General features: G+C 69.5%; 12 protein-coding genes and 1 pseudogene. 5 read left to right on the top strand and 8 right to left on the bottom strand.

Annotated features, from left to right (window positions below; all coding sequences use genetic code 11):
* The 3 genes and pseudogenes from MFF54_RS20230 to MFF54_RS20220 all read left to right on the top strand — a co-directional run.
* A partial coding sequence (locus MFF54_RS20230; protein ID WP_283206301.1) for a glycosyltransferase family 2 protein occupies positions 1 to 608 on the top strand: 608 nt, incomplete at its 5' end.
* Positions 605 to 1,624: a glycosyltransferase family protein gene (locus MFF54_RS20225; RefSeq protein WP_238305168.1), complete on the top strand. Its 1,020-nt coding sequence runs from the start codon at positions 605 to 607 to the stop codon at positions 1,622 to 1,624. The genes MFF54_RS20230 and MFF54_RS20225, both read left to right, overlap by 4 nt.
* Before the next feature lie 997 nt (positions 1,625 to 2,621).
* Positions 2,622 to 3,058, top strand: a pseudogene (locus MFF54_RS20220) (transposase); the annotation flags it as partial.
* Between the two features lie 129 nt (positions 3,059 to 3,187).
* Here the strand turns inward: MFF54_RS20220 and MFF54_RS20215 are convergent.
* From MFF54_RS20215 to MFF54_RS20180, 8 genes are read right to left on the bottom strand one after another with little or no spacing between them, the layout of a single operon-like run.
* Positions 3,188 to 4,105 carry an MJ1477/TM1410 family putative glycoside hydrolase gene (locus tag MFF54_RS20215; protein WP_238305166.1) on the bottom strand — a complete coding sequence of 306 codons (918 nt, stop codon included), beginning with the start codon at positions 4,103 to 4,105 and terminating at the stop codon, positions 3,188 to 3,190.
* 24 nt (positions 4,106 to 4,129) lie between these two features.
* Positions 4,130 to 5,431, bottom strand: a complete 1,302-nt coding sequence (locus MFF54_RS20210) for a polysaccharide biosynthesis/export family protein (RefSeq protein ID WP_238305158.1) — start codon at positions 5,429 to 5,431, stop codon at positions 4,130 to 4,132.
* A gap of 24 nt (positions 5,432 to 5,455) precedes the next feature.
* Positions 5,456 to 6,853, bottom strand: a complete 1,398-nt coding sequence (pelG, locus tag MFF54_RS20205; protein ID WP_238305150.1) for an exopolysaccharide Pel transporter PelG — start codon at positions 6,851 to 6,853, stop codon at positions 5,456 to 5,458.
* Between the two features lie 3 nt (positions 6,854 to 6,856).
* The gene (gene pelF, locus MFF54_RS20200) at positions 6,857 to 8,425 is read right to left on the bottom strand and encodes a GT4 family glycosyltransferase PelF (protein WP_238305143.1); all 1,569 of its coding nucleotides are present in this window, start codon (positions 8,423 to 8,425) and stop codon (positions 6,857 to 6,859) included.
* Positions 8,385 to 9,374, bottom strand: a complete 990-nt coding sequence (locus MFF54_RS20195; RefSeq protein WP_238305136.1) for a hypothetical protein — start codon at positions 9,372 to 9,374, stop codon at positions 8,385 to 8,387. The genes pelF and MFF54_RS20195 overlap by 41 nt, the downstream gene beginning before the upstream one ends.
* Positions 9,362 to 10,405: a hypothetical protein gene (locus MFF54_RS20190; protein ID WP_238305134.1), complete on the bottom strand. Its 1,044-nt coding sequence runs from the start codon at positions 10,403 to 10,405 to the stop codon at positions 9,362 to 9,364. The genes MFF54_RS20195 and MFF54_RS20190 overlap by 13 nt, the downstream gene beginning before the upstream one ends.
* A complete protein-coding gene (locus MFF54_RS20185) occupies positions 10,395 to 11,765 on the bottom strand; it encodes a tetratricopeptide repeat protein (RefSeq protein ID WP_238305132.1) in 1,371 nt (456 codons plus the stop codon). The genes MFF54_RS20190 and MFF54_RS20185 overlap by 11 nt, the downstream gene beginning before the upstream one ends.
* The gene (locus MFF54_RS20180; protein ID WP_238305124.1) at positions 11,758 to 14,058 is read right to left on the bottom strand and encodes a polysaccharide deacetylase family protein; all 2,301 of its coding nucleotides are present in this window, start codon (positions 14,056 to 14,058) and stop codon (positions 11,758 to 11,760) included. The genes MFF54_RS20185 and MFF54_RS20180 overlap by 8 nt, the downstream gene beginning before the upstream one ends.
* A gap of 322 nt (positions 14,059 to 14,380) precedes the next feature.
* Between MFF54_RS20180 and MFF54_RS20175 the strand changes: the two genes are divergently transcribed.
* Positions 14,381 to 18,391 carry a polysaccharide deacetylase family protein gene (locus MFF54_RS20175; protein WP_238305115.1) on the top strand — a complete coding sequence of 1,337 codons (4,011 nt, stop codon included), beginning with the start codon at positions 14,381 to 14,383 and terminating at the stop codon, positions 18,389 to 18,391.
* Positions 18,392 to 18,504: 113 nt separating this feature from the next.
* The coding region (glmS, locus tag MFF54_RS20170) for a glutamine--fructose-6-phosphate transaminase (isomerizing) (RefSeq protein WP_238305107.1) at positions 18,505 to 20,189 on the top strand (1,685 nt) is incomplete at its 3' end.

The raw sequence follows: 20,189 nt of genomic DNA, 5'->3' as shown, positions 1-20,189 counted from the left end.
GTCTCGCCGCGGGCGAGGCTGCGCTCGCTTCCGGCGATCCGGCGCGCAGCGACGTGGTGGGCGGCGCCGTCCGGGTGGTCGCGGCGGACGCCGCCGCGCCGAGCGCGGTCGAGGCCTACGAGCTGGTCTTCGCTTTCCGCAACGACCTCTACGTCCACCGGAAGGGGTTCACCGTCACCGCCAACATGTTCGTCTCCAGGCGGGTCTTCGCCGCGGTCGGGCCCTTCGCCAACGGGGTCTCGGAGGACGTCGAGTGGTGCCACCGGGCACGCGCCCTCGGGTTCCGCCTGGGCTACGCCCCCGCCTGCATCGTCGCCCACCCGGCCCGGAGGAGCTGGGACGAGCTCGCCCGGAAGTGGCGGCGCACGACCCGCGAGGCGCACGCGCTCGCCCCGGCCGGCCTCCTCGGGGCGTTGCGCTGGCTCGCACGCGCCTGGCTCGTTCTGCTCTCGGCTCTGCCGCAGGCCTGGCGGATCCTTCGGGCCGCGGATCTGCCGGCCCGCCGGACGCGCCTGGGCGCCGTGCTGGTGCTCCTGCGCATCCGCGGCCTCCGCTTCGCGGAGGCCCACCGCCTCGCCTTCGGGCTTAGCCAGGAGATCGTCCGATGAAGGATGTCGCGGTCGCGATCGTGGGCTACCGCTGCACGGAGGCCATTCGCGCCTGCCTGGCGCAGCTGCATCGCTCCACCGTCCCAGTCGGCGCCGTCTGCATCTGTGAGAACGGCGGGCCGGAGGCCTTCGTGGAACTCGCGGCGGCGCTTCGCACCGAGCTTGCCTGCGCCGCGGAGGGACCCGATCCCGCCGCGCCGCCCGGAGCCGCAGCAAGCCTCATCCTGCGCCCCGACCGCCCCGGCGCTATCGGTGCGGTGAGGCTCTATCGGGCCGGAGCCAATCTCGGCTACGCGGGTGCCATCAATCTGATGATCACCGCGCTCGCGGAGCGCTCGGACTGGTCTGCGCTCTGGGTGCTCAACCCCGATACGCTGCCGACATCCACCGCCCTCGCGGCCGTCCGGGACCGGGCAGAGGCTGGCGGCTACGGCATCGTCGGGAGCCGCCTTGTGATCAAGCGCACGGGCCGGGTCCAGCTCTACGGCGGGCGCTGGCGCCGCTGGCTCGGGCGCGGCTACAACATCGGCCTCGGTGCCGCATCAGAAGCGCCGGTCGATCCCGAGGCAGTCGAGACTGCCCAGCACTACGTCTCGGGCGCCGCGATGTTCGTCAGCCGGGCCTATATCGACACGGTCGGCACGATGCGTGAGGACTACTTCCTGTATGCTGAGGAGGTCGACTGGTGCCTGCGCCGCGGCCCCTTCCGTCTGGGCTACGCGCACGACTCGGTGGTGCTGCACGATCACGGCGCGGTGATCGGATCAAGCGTCGACCGGCGGGCTCGTACCCCGCTCTCGGTCTTTCTTGACGAGCGCAACCGCCTCATCCTGACCCGCCGCTTCTATCCGCTGGCTTTTCCGGTGGCTGCCGTGATGGCGTTGCTCTTCACGACCCAATACCTGCGGGCTGGCGCCGTCCGCAACTTCCGAGTTGCGCTTGCCGGTTGGTGGGCGGGTCTGCGCGGCGAGACCGGGTTCCCCCAGCATCTCATCCGGATCCCTCCGCACCTCTGATGCAGGGGAGAAAATCCGCCATTGTTTCGGTCTCTTATGTAAAACTCTATACCCATAACGGGGCGAACTGATAGATTTTATCGAGTGAATACACAAAAAAATCCTATTTGTGCCGTAGTTTATCGACTCTAGTTCCGATTTTTAACAATAATACGGCTCATTTCTAAATGTCGCACTGGTTTTAAATCCTAATTGTATTCGTATATTGACAATAAATAGAGAGATTTCAATATATCAATATAGCATTTAAGTTAGATCGTTATTTACATAAGAGGAAAACTATGATATGGGCAAGCCGCACACATATGTATTTTACAATACACAACTTGTCAGTAATTTACTCAAAAATCATGTATATGTATCTATACGAACTTTGGATCTGCGGTCGGCATATCCGTTAAATCCCTATACCCGAATATATGGAGAATTGTGTTGAAAAAATACGACCTGGAACTTACGGTCGCAGAACATGTGGCTATATGCTCAGTCCTTCGCTTCCAAGAACATCCTCTTGACTTCATAGCGACGGCTATAAATTCAGAAATTAATCGCAGAGAGGATCTGCCGCGACGCGGAGTCAAGGCGACTCAGATCATGGCAACGCCACAGCATAAAGAATTAGTTGAGTCTTGGGAAGTTAAAATCATAGCCAGGCTTGAGAAAACCTGATGACAACCAATTCATTTCCACTACTTTGATTGACTATTATCCAGAGCATTATAAAATCAGCCTGGCTCAAGCAGCTCCTTGCTGAAACCGTCCGCCACACGCGGCTCGTGCGTGACGAAGGCATTCGTCAGCTTGGCTATGACGCGCGAAGCGCGAGTCTAAATCACCTGCGGAAACGTCTAGATATTCATTGAACAGAATTCCTATTTTCTGCCGATCCAGCTCCAGGATTGTTTCGCCCCGCGTCCGCGCATGAGTCGATTGACCTGACCGGCTGGCTTTGGACCGGGCTGATTGAGAGGACCAGCCAGGACCGAAGGAGTGGGACGTGTGGGGAGGTCAGAAGACGAGCGCGGAACAGGTCGTGCTCAAGCTGCGCCAGATCGAGGTGCAGACGGCTCAGGGCAAGAGCTTGGCCCTGGCTCAGCTAAGGAGGCGGAGATCTCCGAGCAGAGTGCCTCACGCTGGCGCAAGGAGTACGGCGGCCTGAAGATCGATCAAGCCAGGAAGATGAAGGACTTGGAGCGCGAGAACACACGGCTGCGGCGGCTCGTGGAGGCTCCGTCCCTGGTGGGTGAGGTGCTGGCGGACGTCGCCTCGGGAAACTGGTTCGCCCCCGAGCGACGGCGGCAGGCGGTGGACGGGATCCGAGAGAAGTACGGCCTCTTGGAACGGCACGCCTGCCGGATCGTCGGCCAGCACCGCGGCACGCCGCGCTCCGTGCCGACCGTGCCGGCCAACGAGGATGGCGCTGCAGCTGCGCTGCCAGATCCGCTCCGCTGCGGCGTATCCTTCCCGCCCCGCTTGCCCCTCTTCCTGGTCCGCCAGCAGCGTCGTGTCGCCAGCCTCCGCGCCCTGAACAATCACAGTGAAGCAGCCGCAACTGGGCCGATCTCAGGATTCCGGAAGCTCATCCAGCAATCTTCTACCGAAGAACGGCACGAAACCCAGGCGTGCGAGGCGACCGCGCGCCTGGGCAATCAGATCCGGCTCGCTCACGTACTCGATCACGAGGATCGGCAGGCCGCGTGCCTGCGCCTTCTGGAGGTAGTTCAGGCTCCAGGCGGTTTCGTCCGGCCGGTTGGCGACGTTCGGGCCGTGCAGCCCGTAGAGCAGGCTCTCCTTGCTGACGGCGTCGATCGCCGTGCAGAAATCATCGTCCACCAGGAGGTGCTCGGCGTTCTGGGAGACCACGAGGAAATCCGGCCTTCGGGTGCGGGCCGCGGCTGCGAGGCGGCCGACGAGGGCCATCATGTCGCGCTGCGCGCCCTGTCCTCGCATCGGCCAGTCGCCATAGGCATCGACCCGGTCGAGGAAGACGCCGTCGAAGCCGGCCTCGACGATGCGGTCCAGGGCGCCGCCGGGGCCGAGCAGGAGCGTCTCCCAGTCCGGATGCCAGTACTTCACCGCGAAGCTGCCCGGCCAGCGGGGGTTTTCAGGACCGAGCCAAGCGGGCGGCGTCTCGCGCCACGCGGCCTGCCAGTAGGCGCGGTAGCTCTCGGCCTCGCCGACGCACAGATAGGCCAGGACGAGCCGCCGCGCGCCGTCGGACTTGCGCCGGAGCGGCGCCTCCGCCTCGATCCGCAGCGGCTGCCCCTCGACGATCGGGTCTAGAACGACGAGATCGAGGTTGCTGGCGGCAACGGAATCGGGCCGGATGTTCTGATATTGGCACCCCCATCGGCGGATCGTGCGACCGCCGATCTCGACGCTCGGGCCGCCGGGGAACAGGGCACGGGCGATGACCGTGCCCGACAGCAGGGTCAGGGCCCCGAAGCCCGAGAACAGCAGGTTGCGGCGCATGGTGTCCATCTCGCGTCCCTCGATCGTGCGACCTCATTTCCCCGCGACCTTGCCGACGCCCTCGCTCGGCCGGCCGATCTGCACCCGCAGGACGTCGCCGGGTTCGAGCATCTCCCCCTGTCCGACATGCAGCGTCTCCAGTCCGCCGCCGTGGCGGCGCAGGATGTCGTAGGTGACCGCGGCGGCCTCGGACGCTTCGGGCCCCTGCCCGCGGGCGAGAAGGCTCGCCACCGTGGTCGCGGCCTCGAAGCCGCGCTCGGCCTCGCGCAGCTCCCCGGTGACCCGAACGAACTCGTTCTCAAGGGCGAGGCGCCGGTCGAGCTCACCCTGTTCGCGGGCGCGCCTGACGGCCTCCAGGCGCTGCCGGCTCTGCAGCAGGCTGATCTCGATGTCCCGCCGCCGCCCCTCCATGTCCGCGTAGTCCCGGCGGATGTCGACGACGCGCTCGTTCTCGACCACTTGGCGCGAGAACAGCCCTTCCATGATCCGGAGCCGGTCGCCACGGGCCTTGACCTGTGCGTCGTAGTTCGCGAGGCGCTGGCTCAGGAGTTCGACCTCCTCCTCGGCGGTCGCGACCGCGCGCTCCTGAACCGTCCGTGCGCTCGACCGCTCCTGGGCACGCAGCTTGATGAGCCGCTGCTCGCGATTCATCAGTCCGGCGGCCGTCTCGGCTCCCACGAGCTTGATCAGGCCCTCGTCCGCCGCGAGCGCGGCCCCCTCGCTCTCGGACTTGGCGACGGCTCGGCGTACGAGCAGCGCCTTCAGGCGCTCGCGCGCGGCCTCGCGCTGCTCCCGGCTCCGCACGATTTCCAGCGCGCGCTCGGGCGGTGCGTTCGTCAGGTCGCCGCCCGCGAGCGCGAGCGCCTGGGCGACGAACAGGCCCGCCGCGAACGGAAAGGCGCCGGGGTTGCGCACGGCGCCGACGACGTAGACGGGCGCGCGCTGCACGAAGGTCACGGCGATGTCCGGACGGCGCCGGAAGGTCCGCACGAAGGCGTCGCCGATTTGGGCCCGCAGCGCTTCAACCGGGCGCTCGACGGCGTCGAAGGCGCCGATCAGCGGCAGCATCACGCGCCCGCTCGACTCGATGAGGTACTCGCCCGAGAGGTCGAGGCGCGGGTAGGCGGCCTGTACGGGGGGCGCTCCCGCCTCCTGCGGCTCGCCCGCGCCGGAGCGGTCCGCGCTCTCGACGACTTCGTAGACGGTGATCTTCAGGCGGTCGCCCACATGGAGCAGGTCGCCGCTCTCGGCCGCGGCCGGGCCGAGTGAGGCGACCAGGGCGATGCCGGCTGCCGCGAACCGGACCGGCCTTCCGCGACGTCTGTGCTGAGTCATGATCGAGCTCCGGGGTTCATCGCTTCAGCGCTTCGGCCCGACGGCGCTCCCGACGAAGACGCGGAAGTTCACCGTGCGCAGGACGTGCAGGAACGGGAGGAGTGAGGCGAGCCCGAGCAGGATGCAGGTGCTCATGTAGCCGAGCGCCAGCGTCTCCAACCGCGAGGACGAGACCAGGGCCGTCGCGCCGATCAGGCAGGCCGTGAAGAGCAGGTGAAGCGCGGCGTAGAGGCGCGTCGCATCGAAGAAGGCGATGATCGTCGTGCTGACGATAAAGAGGAACTGGAACAGGGCTCCGATCGAGCCCATGCGCAGGATGTCGATCTGCTGGAACTGCAGATTGAAGACCTGTATCAGCATCGGGGCGGTCTGCAACACGATCAGGCAGAGCGTGATCTGCACGGTCATGATCCCGACGAGGGTGCGCAGCGTCTCCGCCTCCATCGCACGCACGCGCTCCTCGATCCGCCGCAGCGTCGCGTGGCGCTCGATCGCTCGGAAATAGGCGTGGTAGCTCTCGAAGAAGCTCGTCTCCAGGCTCGTGACGAAGAGCGCCAGGGCCGGGATGACGGTCAGGCTGGCGACGAACATGGGGCTGTCGTAGAGCGGCGCGTGGACGAGACCGGCATCGACGCGCTCGCCGAACCGGCCATTCCAGACGACCCACTTGTCCGCCCAGACGCCGACCGCGCTCGCGAGCGCGCCGACCGCGAGGGCCGGGCTGGCGCGCAGGCGGTCGAGGAGCGCGGCGCGCGCCGGCCCCAGGCTCGCGCAGGGCTCGGGGAAGGTCGCCAGGAAGCGTGCCGTCAGCCAGAGGAAGATGATCAGGAAGCCGCAGCACACGCCGGCCGCCATCGCGACCGGCCCGAGCCGGAGATAGGCTGCGCCGATCGCGAGCCCCGCCCCGGCCGCGAGGCCCAGCGCGAAGGCGAGCGTGATGTGCCGGTAGTCGCGCACCGCGCCGCAGAAGGCGAGCGCGGTCCAGAGCATGCCGACCAGCTGCGCGCCCGCGATGCCGACGAGCGCGGCCTCCGCCCGGACCTCGGAGAGGCCGACGAGGACGAGGGCCGAGAGAGCCAGCGTCGCGGCGGCGCAACCGACCAGCGTGGCGCAGTAGAGGCCGCGGATATCGGCGTAGTGGCGGCGGTGCAGCGCGTCGGCCAGCACCCGCGTGCCGATCATGATGACCGGTGCCGTGGCGACGAGCGAGAGCGAGAAGATGTAGATGAGCAGGACCCGGAAGGTCGCGGTCGCGTCGGCACCCACGACCGGCCCGGCGACCGCGCTGATGAGGAAGATCGCCAGGATCGTGTAGAGCCAGGGGCCGGCCGCGATCAGGGCGGCGTGCGCGACGGCCGCCATCGGGCCCAGGAGCTGGTCGCGGCGGCTCAGGCGCCGCAGCTCGAATCCGATGCCGGCCATCGCCTAGCTCCCGCTCCCGTCCAGAAACGCCGCATAGGTTCGCGCGTAGGCCGCGAGCGCGTCGGCGGAGCTGTACGACTGCCGGACCCGGGCCCGCATGGCCTCGCCGCAGGCGCGCCGCCTGGGCTCGTTCTGCAACAGGCCCGCGACGGCCTCGGCGGTCTGCTGCGGATCGACGAGGCGCGTGACCTCGCCGCCCGGCCCGAGCCGCGGCGCCTCGTCGGCGCGGCCCTCGATCATCTCGCGGCAGGCCCCGACATCGGTCGCGACGGTCGGGATGCCGGCGGCGCCCGCTTCCAGAATGACGAGGGGCTGCGCTTCGCTGAGGCTCGTCAGGACCACCACGTGGATCTGCGACATGTAGGCGACGATGTTCACCGGTCCGGTGAAGGTGAGGGTCTCCTCCAGCGCGTGCTCGGCGACGCGCCGGCAGCACTCCTCGAAATATTGCGGGTCCTCGTCCGTCGGTCCGAGAACGAGCGCGCGCAGCCCCGGCACGTTCCGGCGGATGAGCGCGACCGCGTCGATGAAGGATTTGACGTCCTTGATCGGGACGACGCGTCCGATCAGGGCGACGGTGGGCGGCGCGTTCGCCCCGACGGGCGCGACGCTCGCGAAGCGGGCCAGATCGATCCCGTTCGGGATCACCGCGAGGCGGTCCTGCGGCGCCCCCAGGGCGCGCTGAAGCCGCTGGTTGTCCTCGTACAGGGTGAGGATGCGGGCGCAGGCCTGGTAGCAGACGAGGGCGTGTGCCTCGAAGGTCCGGATCCAGATGTCGCGGAGGTCCACGCGCTCGTCCTGGAGGCTGATCCCCTTGTCGACCGTGTCGCAGATCCACTCCGCCATCAGGATCTCGACCCGGCGCTCGTTGGTGTAGATGCCGTGCTCTGTGATGAGCGTCGGAGCTCCGGTCTCGAGGGCCGCCCGGGCGGCGAAGAGCCCGGCATAGCCGGTCGAGATCGTGTGGTAGACCCGGGCCGGCGGCAGCGGGGCCGTCACGACGGCGAACAGGCCGCCGAACAGCGCGCGCCAGGCCCAGAAGAAGTGCAGGAACGAGGCGTGCGGCATCAGGCGCTCGTAGGTGGCAGAGGCCAGGCGCCAGGAGAGCTGCGAGGCCATCAGCGCACCGAGCGAGAGGTGGTTGGCCGGGTCCCGGATGAGCTGCACGAGGTCGCGCAGGGCGGCCAGGCCGCCGCCGTTCACGAGAGCGACGAGGGTATCGGCCAGCGCGATCTCGACGGCCGGCGGCGCGCGGTCCCGCCAGCGCAGTGCGTCGAGCGGCACGGTCAGCGGCAAGCTCTCGAAGCGGACGACGTTGGCGGGGAGCGTGTAGCGGATCTCGCGCGGCGACGGGTCCGCCACGAGCGCGACGATGGCGAAGGTCAGATCCGGATTGCCCTTGATCAGCCAATCCACCCAGGTCGAGACGCCGCCGGGCACGTAGGGGTAGCACCCCTCGACGACGAGGCAGATGTCGGCCGTCGGTGCCGGGGCTTCTACGGGCGGGCGGCGAAGGCCCTGCCGGAGGCCTTCAAGCCACATGGCGCAGCCCTCCGCGTCTCGTCGGGTCATGGGGATTCCCCGCGCTGAGCAGGGCGTGGAGCGCGCGCGCCTGCCCGCACTGCATCAGGCAGAGCATCCGCAGCCGGAGATCCTCGGGGTCGCGCGCGGGACCGGCCGCCTCCGGATCCGCGACCGCCGCCTCCCAGCGCTCCAGTCCTGCCAGGGCGCGGCGCCCGATCGGGTCGTGCGCGGCCGCATCGGGTGGGTTGGCGCCCACCACGAGGGCGAGGGCCCGTGTCCTGGCCGCTCGCGCCCTCTCGGCGTCGAGGAATCCGCCATCGGCGAGGTCGAGCAGCCGCAGCGCCAAGCCGGAACGCTCCGCGGCCGGCCCGTCCGCCCGTGTCTCCTGCGCGCGCTTGAACTCGGCCAGGGCGCGGGCCCTGAGCTTGACGGACACCGCCGCGGCGTGGACGCGAATGGAGGGCTCCTGGCTGCACAGGGCCTGAGCCAAGATCGGGCGGTAATCCGGGTGATAGGCCAAGCCGATCAGGCCGAGCAGCGCCTGCTGGCGGACGAGATCCCCGTGCAGGACGGTCGGGAAATGGTCGGGCCCGCCCCGCGCCGTCCGACGCGCACGCCCGTCGAGAAGCCGGTCGTAGAGGATGACCGAAGGATCGGCCGGCGCGTCGCCGGCGAGGCGGCGGTACCACGCGTCGAGCTCGTTCGTGCAGATCCGGGTCCGCGTCAGCACCGACTGAACCAGAAGCAGACCCGCAGGGCCGATCGGGCCCGTGCAGGCGGCCAGCAGCAGCAGCAGGACCGCGAATGTGCATTCCCCGCTCCGTTCCGCGCGGACGGCTGCGGCGGCACCGACGAGACAGAGTGCGTGCCCGATCAGAAGCGAGGCCCCGTCGATCAAGCCCGCCGTCGCGGCGGCGATGCCGGCCGCCTCGGCGGCGATGAAGAGCCCGAACGGCCTCAGGCCACCCATCCGGGCGATCGGCTTTAGCGCGCGCATGCGGCATTCTCCGGAGCTCGCCCGCCGCGCCGTGCCCGGTCGACCACCGCGAGGGCCACCAACTCGCGAGCCCCGGACGGCACCTCCGTCGGCGCTCTGGCCGGTGCCCGGGCCTGATCGAACATCGCTCCGAGCGTGTCCGCCACGAGACCGATCGAGAGACCAAGTGCGGGACTGAGCCGGCTCGGCTCGACCGCCTCGACGACGAGAAGACCGAGGCTGCCGGCCCGGTACCGATCCTGGATCGCGCAGGCGAAGATCCCCACGCCGTCGAGGATCTCCGCGTCGCGCTCCTCGAACACGCTGAGCGTGCGCGGCGTGCGGCGGGCGACGTCGTAGAGCCGGGACAAGGCCAGGGCACCGGCCACCTCGCAACCGCCCTCCCGCGGCACCGCGGCGATCCGGTGCAGGGTTCCGTCCCGGGCGAGATGGAGGGACCAGCGCGCCTCGCCCAACCAAGCCGCGAGCGTCTCCGGCAGGCGTTCGGCGGCCTCTGAGCCGCTGCCGCAGCGCAGCGTGTGCAGGGCCTCCAGCGCGGCCGCGATCGATCCGGCCGGCGCCGTCGCCGCCGCGCGCTCGAACTGGCCGAGTTCCGCCTGCAGAGCCTCGCAGAAGCCGCCGAGCGCGTTCCGCTGCACCTCGGCCAGTTGAAGACTTGCCTCAAGGGCCTGCCGGTCCCGGATCTGCCGGCTGCGCAACCCGCCGATGAGAAGGGCACCGATGATCCAGAGCGCGGGCTCGCGCCAGATGCGCAGCGAGTAGGTATAGAAATCTTCCTGCGGCGTCTGCGCGGGCCAGCCCGCGAGACCGGCCAGGGCGGTCGCCAGCGCCGCCGCGGCCAGGCCGCTGACACGGCCGTACTGGACGCTGACCAGGATCACCGGGATCCAGAACGGGTGCGGGGAGATCCGGGCGAGAAAGGCCGGCCCCGGCGCGATCCACTCGATGCCGAGCAGCACGAGGAAGATCAGCGCGGTCTCGTGCAGGCCGTGCAGCCTGAACCGGCGGGGCTTGACCACCTCAGCGGACATGTCTGTCGCCATCGCTGATGCTCACGAGGTCACGCTGCCGCCGGTCCGGCGCGCCGACCTGCGCGGCAAGCTGCCGGTAGGCGGCCAGGAAACTGCCCGGAAGCTCGCCGCGGCGGTGGTGCCGGTCCAAGATCTCGAAGGCCGCGAAAGGCCCGCACGCGGCGCGCAGCACCGAGAGCCAGGCCGCGCGCTCGCCGGGGCGCAGCGCGCCGAGATCGGCGCTCCGCGCGAGCCAGAGAACGAGGTCGTCCCGCCGCGCTAGGCGCGCGAGACGCACCCCGAGCAGGGGCCGGCGCAGCAGCGCCTCGGCCGGAAGATCGGGCCAGGCCGCGGCCAGAACGGGAAGGCTGTAGGTCTGAGCGATGGCCTCGGCGAGGATCGCCTGCTCCTCGAAGCCGGCCCGTCCCAGGGCGGCGATCGCCGACCGGAGCAGCCCCAGATCCCCGCTCGCGTGGGCCACCGCGACATAGCCGCCGATCTCGCGCTCGGTGAGCGCCGAGGCGGGATCCGGCCAGCCGCGCACAAGGTCGTGCGCGAGCGCGCCGTGCCCCTGCTCGGCGAGGCGCTTGGCGAGATAGAAGCGGGTGTCCGGGAAGAGCCGGATGGCCGTCCGGGCGAGGGCGAGGGTCGTCTCGGCGGACGCCACGGGCGCCAGCCGCAGGAGCAGGGTGTCCGCCAGCCAGGGCTTGCGCCACTCGGCCAGCCAGTCCGCGGCTCGCCGGCCCGCCTCCGCGGTTGCCCCCGTCTCCAGAAGGACCTCGAACAGGAGCATCCGGCCCCGCTCGCCTTGGCCGCCGGACTGGTCCTCGGCCCGGGTCAGAATCTCGGCGGCGCGCCGCGGCCGGCCGCGCTGGATAAGGATCTGGGCCAGCCGCTCCCGGTCGCCCGCGGCGAGCAGATCCCCGTCCCCGGCACGATCCAGCACAGTGAACTCCGCGTCGAACCGGCCGGCCAGCCGATGCAGCGCGGCCAGCCGGGCGAGCGTCTCGCGCGTGGGCCGGACCGCGACGAGGCGCTCGAGCGCCGCGACATGCTCCTCAGCGTTGCCGGAGCGTCCGTAGAGGGCGGCGAGTGAGGCGAGAACGTCCGGCTCCCCCGGCCAGACCAGAGCATGGATCTCGAGGAGGTCGGCGGCACGCTCCGGATCCCCATCGGCGTCGTAGAGGCCGGCGAGCGTCGTCAGCATGCGCGGCGTCGCCCGCCCCTGCGCCAGCACGCCCTCCGCCACGGTGATCGCCCGGCCGATGCGGCCGTCACGCACGAGCTTGGCGATCCGTTCCTCCGGTCCCGAGCTGAGGAGGTAAGCGGCCGTCGCGACGGCGCCGAGGACGAGGAGGAGCAGGAGGCGCGCGTTAGTCATTGCGCGCCTCGATCCGTGGGCGCGCGACCGCGACGTCGAGGGGCGTGCCCGCCGCGTCCGGGATCGTGAAGGCCAGGCCGCCGCCTTCGGCCTCAGCGGCCCCGCGCCAAACCGTCTCGCCGCCCATCTTGCCGGCGCGATGCGCCGTCACGTCGTAGCGTCCGGCGGCCACGTTCTCCCAACGAAACGTGCCGGCCCCGAACCCCCGCGCCTCGAAGCGCCAGCCGTGCTCGTCGCGCTGCAGGTGCGCGAGCTGCCACCGGCTCTCCACGAGGCTGACGGGCGCCGCGGCTGCCGCGGGTCCGCTGGCCAGAACGATCTCGACCGGCTCGACGGCCGGATCGAGCGCCAGATAGAGCGCGTCCGCGTAGCGGGTCTGCCCCATCACCCCGCGCGAGCGCCCGAGGTCGACACGGCGCTCGCCGGCACCGTCGAGGCGGAGCGTCTGGACGGCGCCTCGCCGCGCGACGCGCCAGCGGCCGGAGTCGAGCCGCGTGACCGCGGCCTCGAAGAAACCCTCCACCATGGCCGCGTAGGTGCTGGCCGCGATCGGGGCGAGCGCGGCCGTCCGCGCCTCGTCCAGGTATCCGCGCACGATCCGAAGCGCCTCCGGATCGGCCAGAGAGGCGAGATGGTAATGCAGGTTGTAACCCTTCAGACGGCGCGGCCATCCGGTGTTCGCGAGCGTGGCGGCGAAGCCCCGCAGCCCGGTCCGGATCGGGCGCCACGCCTTCTCGACCGGTATCTCGTCCGCGGCGCCCGCGTAGATCTGCCGTTCCGCCCCGACCGGGCGCGCGAGCGGCGCCAGATGGGCGACCGAGGCGTAGTCGGCATCGAACCGGCTCTCGCCGCCGTTCATGTTGAGGAGGTGCCGCCGGCGCGTGGCCGCGACCGCCGCCTCGAAGGGTTTGGCGTTCCCGGTCCACAGATAGAGGCGTAGGGTCTTGCCGGCCGGCAGCAGGGCCCCGGCGGCGTCCGCCGCCGTGTCGATCTCCGTGCCGAGATCGAAGGGTCGGGCGAGGTACTGGCGCGGGAACTCGCGTCCCCGGCTCACGCTCCAGCGCGCCTGCACGGCCGGATCCGGATCCTCGGTGCGCAGGATGTCCGCGGGCAGGTCGTGCCGGGCCGCGGCGGCGCGCGCGATCTCCCGCTCACGGCTGTAGCGCGCGAAGAAGGGCCAGTCGAACGGCCGCGTGTACGATGCGACGGCCGGCTCGACCTGCGCGGCTCCCCAGATCTGCGCGACGAGCGCGCGGGGCGTCTCGTTGCCCCCGAGCCGAGGGTCGAGGTCGCCCGGCGTCAAACCGAAGGTCAAGGGCAGATCGGGATAGGCCTCCACGATGTCGGAGAGGAAGCGCTGGGCCACGAGCATCCGGCTCTGCCTCTCGCCGACGACGTCGTTGAGGCCATCGCCCTCGACATGGCTGAAATAGAGGCGGCGGCCCGACACGGTGGTGACGTCGGGGACGGGCCAGGGATCGGCTGAGAGGATCCGGCCGAAGAAGGCGAACGGGTCGATCAACCAGCGTGCGCGATCGAGACCCCGATCCTCCGCGAGTTCGAAGCCGGCGGCCGCATAGCCGCCGCGCCGCGTGACCGCCACGGCGACGCTCGTGCCGCCGCCGGCGCGGTCCGGCACACCGAGTTCCAGCCAGACATCCGCCTCCGCCCGGACGGTGGCATGCACGACGTCGTAGCCCGGCACCACCGGGTCCGGAGCGCGCTCGAACCGTGTGAGGCCGCGCTGCTCCGCGACGACGCGCGTGCCGAGCGTCGCCTCGATCGCCCGTCGATCGTGCGTCAGGCCGATCTCGCCGAGAATCGCCTGGATCCCGCGCATGTCGGCGCTCCAGAACTCGCCGCCCGTCGCGCCGAGCACGATGAGCTTCCGAGCCGACCGGACCGCTGTCTCGGCCCAGGCGAGGTAGCGCCCGCGGGCCGCCGGGGGGGCGGCGAACCACGTGAGGAGGCCTGCATAGGCGCGCACGGTCTCGGGATCGGGCAGCGGCTCGCGGATGTCGTGATAGGCCACGACGAAGCCGAGATGGTTGAGGACGGCTTCCGCGTAGCGGTGGACGCGGGTATCGGCCGGATCGGGCTCGCGCGCGCCGTCGTAGAGGGCGAGTAACGTGCGCGCGATGGGCTCCCCATCCCCGCTCTCCGCCGCGCAGGCCGGCGACGGACACGGGGCCGCCAGACAGAGGGATCCCACGACCGCCAGCACGAGGGCGAGGCGGCCACGGCGCGCTCGGGTTGGGCGCTGATCCGGACCGGTGCGCGTCGATCCCACCATCCGTTGCCACCTCAGCCTCGGGAAAGCCCCCGCTGCGGACCTGCGGAGGCGGGCGCGAGGGGCCGGGTCCGAGCCCGGCGAAGCGTCACTGCGAGCGCATCATCCCAGGCCCGACCTTATGATGGTTCGGACGTGGCACTCCAGTATTCGAAATAGGTATCGGGGAGTACTACCGCTAGGACGATTGACGCAGACGAGACACGTTGGAAATATTGCGACAATTGAAGCGTCGCATGGACCTATCTGCAAATACAGCAGATCCCTCGATGCACTCCGACTTCGTTGCTGATGCAGCACGGCAAGCAGCTCACGAGGGCTCGTCATGGCACATACATTAGACGGCAATCTGAACGACTGGGCCTCGTCGGAGCGCCTCGATCTGCCGGGCACGAGCACCACCGGGTATCGACTTTACGGCACGCTGGAGAACCGCGACGGGTCGACGGATCCGGCGCAAGCCTCCTACGTGATCGGGTTTCAGAGCGCGGTCGCGCTGACTGACGGCGCGCCGGTCTTCTGGCTTAACACGGACCAGAACAGCAATACGGGTTACCAATCCTTCTCCGGCGCCGCGACGGGTGCGGAATACTACGCAACCCTATCGAGCGGCCTACCCTATCTGTACGATGCATCGACCATCCCGACCACCGGAAACGCCGGCTATGTCGGGCCGATCACCGACTACAAGATCGACGCGGCCACGAACACGATCGAGTTCGCGATCCCACGCACGATGATCACGGATGATCAGCCGGGACTCGACCTGAAGGTCTTCGCCAACAGCGGCGCTTCTCTGCCGAGCAACTTCGCGGCGACGACGTACCGGATCAACGATCCCGCGACGCTGCCCGCGCCGGGCGCCCGGGCGCAGAAGATCGGCATCGTCTACTCCGCCACGTCCGCCAGCCAGTATTTCGGCGGGACCGCGGCCGGACAGACGGCCTATTCCCAGCTTTTCATGGCGGCCCAGAATCAGGCGACCGCCGCGGGCGTGTCCTTCGATGTCCTGTCAGAGGCCGACCTGAAGAACATCAGCAAGATCTCGGGCTACGACGCGCTGGTCTTCCCATCGTTCCGGAACGTCGCCGCCGGCGACGTTGACGCGATCCAGAGCGCGCTCACCACCGCCGTCACGCAGTACAATGTCGGCCTGATCACGGCCGGCGACTTCATGACCAACGATGCGGCGGGCGCGCCGTTGGGTGCCGATCCCTACATCCGGATGAAGACCCTGCTCGACCTGACGCGAGCGGGCGGGACGAGCACCGCGGAGTCGGTCAGGGTCAACGCGACAGGATCGGGCTTCACCGGCTACCAGGCGAACGAGCTCGTCCGGGACTACGCGTCGATGAGCACGTCCTGGTATGGAAGCGCGGACGGCACGGCACCGACCGTGCTCGCGACGCAGACCGTGACAGGGGGCACGCACGACGCCGTCGTCGCGACTCTCACGGGCGGCAAGAACGTCCACTTCGCCAACGAGAGCCTGCTCGGCGACAACAACATGCTGCAGCAGGCGATCGACTACGTCGTCGATCCGGCGAGCGGGCCGAGCCTCGACCTGCGCATGAGCCGCGGGAACGCCATCGTCGCGTCGCGGACCGACATGGATCAGGCCAAGGAGCTGAGCGATGTCCGGCCGGACGGCGGGTCGGGGATCTACGACAAGCTCCTGCCCATCCTGTCGCAGTGGAAAGCCGACTACAACTTCGTCGGCTCCTACTACATCGACACCGGGGACAGCACGGATGCGAACGGCTCGACCGACTGGGACTACGCCAAGGCGAAGTACTACGATTCGCTGCTCGCCATGGGCAATGAGATCGGGTCCCACTCGGTCACGCACCCGGACGATACCAACCTTCTGTCGTCCGATCAGATCAAGGCCGAGTTTCAGGGCTCGAAGAGCACGATCGAGGCGAACCTCAAGGTTCCGGTGACCGGCGCCGCGGTCCCCGGCATGCCGGAGTACCTGACGACGTCGAAAGATATCCAGCAGTACTACAACTACATCACCGGTGGCGCGGCGCTCGTCGGCGCGGGCTATCCCGGCGCGATCGGACACCTGACCCCCGACGACCCGAAGGTCTACATCGCCCCGAACATGTCCTTCGACTTCACCCTCGTCGGCTTCAAAGGCCTCAACGCGACGCAGGCCGGAGCGGTGTGGGAGAGCGAGTGGAACACGAACACGGCCCATTCCGAGCTGCCGGTCGTGGTCTGGCCCTGGCACGATTACGGCCCGACGGGTTGGCCGGTGGATCCCACCGCGTCGAACTACACGACGCAGATGTTCACCGACTTCATCGCCCGCGCCTACCAGTTCGGCTCGGAGTTCGTGACCCTGAGCGACCTGGCGCAGCGCGTCGCCTCCTACGACGCCTCGGACCTGACCTACACCTACGACACCGCCGCGAACGCCGTCACGGCCAAGCTGAACTCGACGGATTCAGGCAAGTTCGCCCTCGATCTCGGCGCGGGCTCGACGATCAAGAGCGTCGCCAGCTGGTACGCCTACGACGCGAACAGCGTGTTCGCCGACCGGGATGGCGGCACCTTCACGATCAATCTCGGGACGACAGCCGACGACGTCACGCATCTGAGCAAGATCGCCGACCGCGCCGAACTCGTCAGCGCGACGGGCGACGGCACGAACCTGGACTTCACGGTCATCGGTGAGGGAGCCTACATCGTCAATCTGAAGGATTCGATCGGCCAGAACGTTGAGGTGGCGAGCAAGGCTGGGACGGACCTCGCCTACACCCAGAGCGGCGACACGCTGAGCATCAACCTGAAGGGGCTCGGCAGCCACGAGGTCTCGATCAAGCAGAAGGCGACCGCACCGCCGAACCAGCCGCCGACGGTCGCTCAGGCGCTGACGGCGAGCGTCGCCGAGGGTGAGCAACCCAGAACGCTCGACCTTCTTCAGGGCGCGAGCGACCCGAACGCGGGTGACGTGCTGGCGGTCAGCGGTCTTGCCTACAAGCTCGGCTCCGCGACGGTCGCCGACGCCGCGGCAGCCGGTCTCAGTTACGACCCGACCGCGCACACGCTCACGCTCGACCCGCGGAGCGCGCTCTTCGATCATCTGGCAGTGGGCACTACGGAGACGGTGACGGCGAGCTACACGATCTCTGACGGCCACGGCGGAAGCGTGGGCCAGAGCGCGACCTTCACCATTGCCGGCACCAACGATGCGCCGAGCGTTGCCAACGCGCTCACCGCCAGCCTCATCGAGGGCGCTGCGCCGGCGCAGTTCCTCCTCCTCGCCGGCGCGACCGATCCGGACGATGGCGAGACGGCCAAGCTCGCCCTCACGAACCTGACCTACACGCTGGGGACGGGTGCGGCGAGCGCGACGCCGCCTGCCGGGGTGAGCTACGATCCCAACGGGTACATCCTGCTGGTCGATCCGGGCAACGCGGCCTTCACCCCGCTCGCCGCGGGCGCGACGCAGACGATCATGCTCGCCTACGACATTGTCGATCCGGCCGGCCTGTCTGTCCGGCAGACCGAAACCCTGACCCTCACGGGCATCGACACGCCCGCACCGGGCGGTGGGGGAGGTGGCGGCGGAGGTGGAGGCGGCGGAGGCGGAGGCGGCACCGTTCCCCCTGGCCCGACCGCCGGCAGCGACGTGCTCTACGGAACGGGTGGCGACGACCGGCTCAGCCTCGGCGCGGGCAACGACACCTTCATCGGCGCCGGCGGAGCGGACCTGATCTACGGCAATCAGGACGACGACAGCCTCGCGGGCGGCGGCGGCGCGGATACGCTCTACGGCGGGCAAGGCAACGACAGTGTCGCCGGCGGCCAGGGTGACGACAGACTGTTCGGAAACATCGGGGCCGACGTCGCCTACGGCAACCAGGGCAACGATGTCGTCTACGGCAACCAGGGAGCCGACACGCTCTATGGCGGCCAGGGCAACGATATCGTGTTCGGGGGTCAGAACGACGACGTCGTCTACGGCAATCTCGGCGCCGACGTCGTCTACGGCAACAAGGGCAACGATCTACTCTACGGCGGCCAGGGCGACGACGTGCTCTACGGTGGCCAGGGCGACGACATCCTCATCGGCGGTCTTGGCGACAACATCCTCGTCGGCGGGCTGGGCGCGGATCTCTACCGCTTCAGCGCGAACGCGGCCCACGACCTGATCTTCGGGTTCTCCGAGTCGGACGGCGACCGGATCGACCTGCAGGGTCAAACCTTCACCCTGGGCACGGCGGGCGACGGCGACGCTCTGCTCCTGCTCTCGGGCGGCGGCAGCGTTCAGGTCGCGGGCGTCAGCACCGCCACGTTCGGCAACGGGGCCGGGTACCTCGCCTAGGAGCCTCTACCGAACGCCCGCTGCGCCGGTGTGCGCAGCGGGACGGCTTCCCGGAGCTCGGGCGCTCCTGAGGCGCCCAAAGCCCGATCAGCGCGGATAGGGAGCGGCCGGCCATGTGCGGCATCGTGGGAATGGTGGGGCGTGACGTGGTCGCCGACCGCATGACGGAGGCCCTGCGTCGGCTTGAGTACCGCGGCTACGACTCGGCGGGTCTGGCCACGGTCTCGGAGGGGCGGCTGGACCGGCGGCGGGCCGAGGGCAAGCTCGTCAACCTGCAGGCCCGGCTCGTCGAGCGCCCGCTGCCCGGCGCCACCGGCATCGGCCATACCCGCTGGGCCACCCACGGGCGCCCCAACGAGACCAACGCCCACCCCCACGCCACCGCCCGGCTCGCCGTCGTCCACAACGGCATCATCGAGAACTTCCGCGCGCTCAAGCAGGAGCTCGAGGCCGACGGCGTCCGCTTCGAGACCGAGACCGACACCGAGGTCGTCGCCCAGCTCGTCAGCCGCAACATGGACCGGGGGATGAAGCCCGTCGAGGCGGTCGCCGCCGCCCTGCCCCGCCTGCGCGGCGCCTTCGCGCTGGGCTTCATCTTCTCAGGAGAAGACGGCCTGCTGATCGGCGCCCGCCACGGCGCGCCGCTGGCCATCGGCTACGGCGCGGGCGAGACGTATCTCGGCTCCGACGCCCTGGCGCTGGCCCCCTTCACCGACGCGCTCACCTACCTGGAGGAGGGCGACTGGGCGATCCTCACCCGCGACGGCGCCGAGATCCGCGACGCGCAGGGCCACGTCGTCGAGCGGGCGCGCCAGACCATCGCCACCCAGGCCTACCGCATCGACAAGGGCAACCACCGCCACTTCATGGCCAAGGAGATCCACGAGCAGCCGGAGGTGGTGGGCCGCACCCTCAGCCACTACGTCGATCTCGCCCAGGGGCGGGTGGCGCTGCCCGAGCCCCTGCCCTTCGACTTCGCCAAGCTCTCGCGCCTCTCGATCACCGCCTGCGGCACCGCCTACTACGCGGGGCTGGTGGCCCGATACTGGTTCGAGAGCCTGGCCCGGCTGCCCGTGGAGATCGACGTCGCCTCGGAGGCGCGCTACCGCGAGGCGCCGCTGGAGCGGGACGGGCTGACCCTGGTGATCTCGCAATCGGGCGAGACCGCCGACACGCTGGCGAGCCTGCGCTACGCCAAGGCCCAGGGCCAGCACACGCTCAGCGTGGTCAACGTGCCGAGCTCGACCATCGCGCGCGAATCCTCCGCGGTGCTGCCGACGCTGGCCGGCCCCGAGATCGGGGTGGCCTCGACCAAGGCGTTCTCGTGCCAGCTGACCGTGCTGCTGTGTCTGGCGATCCATGCGGGCCGGGCGCGGGGCGTGCTCTCGGCGGAGCGGGAGCGGGCGCTCATCGACGCGCTGATCACGGTGCCGGGGCTGATGGCCGAGGCGCTGACGCGCGAGGGCGAGATCGAGGGGCTGGCGCGCGAGGTCTCGCGGGCGCGCGACGTGCTGTATCTGGGCCGGGGCACCAGCTACCCGATGGCGCTGGAGGGCGCGCTGAAGCTGAAGGAGATCAGCTACATCCACGCGGAGGGCTACGCGGCGGGCGAGCTGAAGCACGGTCCGATCGCGCTGATCGACGAGAGCGTGCCGGTGATCGTGATCGCGCCCCACGACGGGGTGTTCGAGAAGACGGTGTCGAACATGCAGGAGGTGGCCGCCCGCGGCGGGCGCATCGTGCTGATCGGCGACGCTAAAGGAGCGGCCGAGCACGGGCTGGACACGCTGGCCACCGT

The organism is Methylobacterium gregans (genome assembly GCF_022179245.1).
Taxonomy (GTDB): domain Bacteria; phylum Pseudomonadota; class Alphaproteobacteria; order Rhizobiales; family Beijerinckiaceae; genus Methylobacterium; species Methylobacterium gregans.
This window is presented reverse-complemented; position numbering and strand designations above follow the sequence as displayed.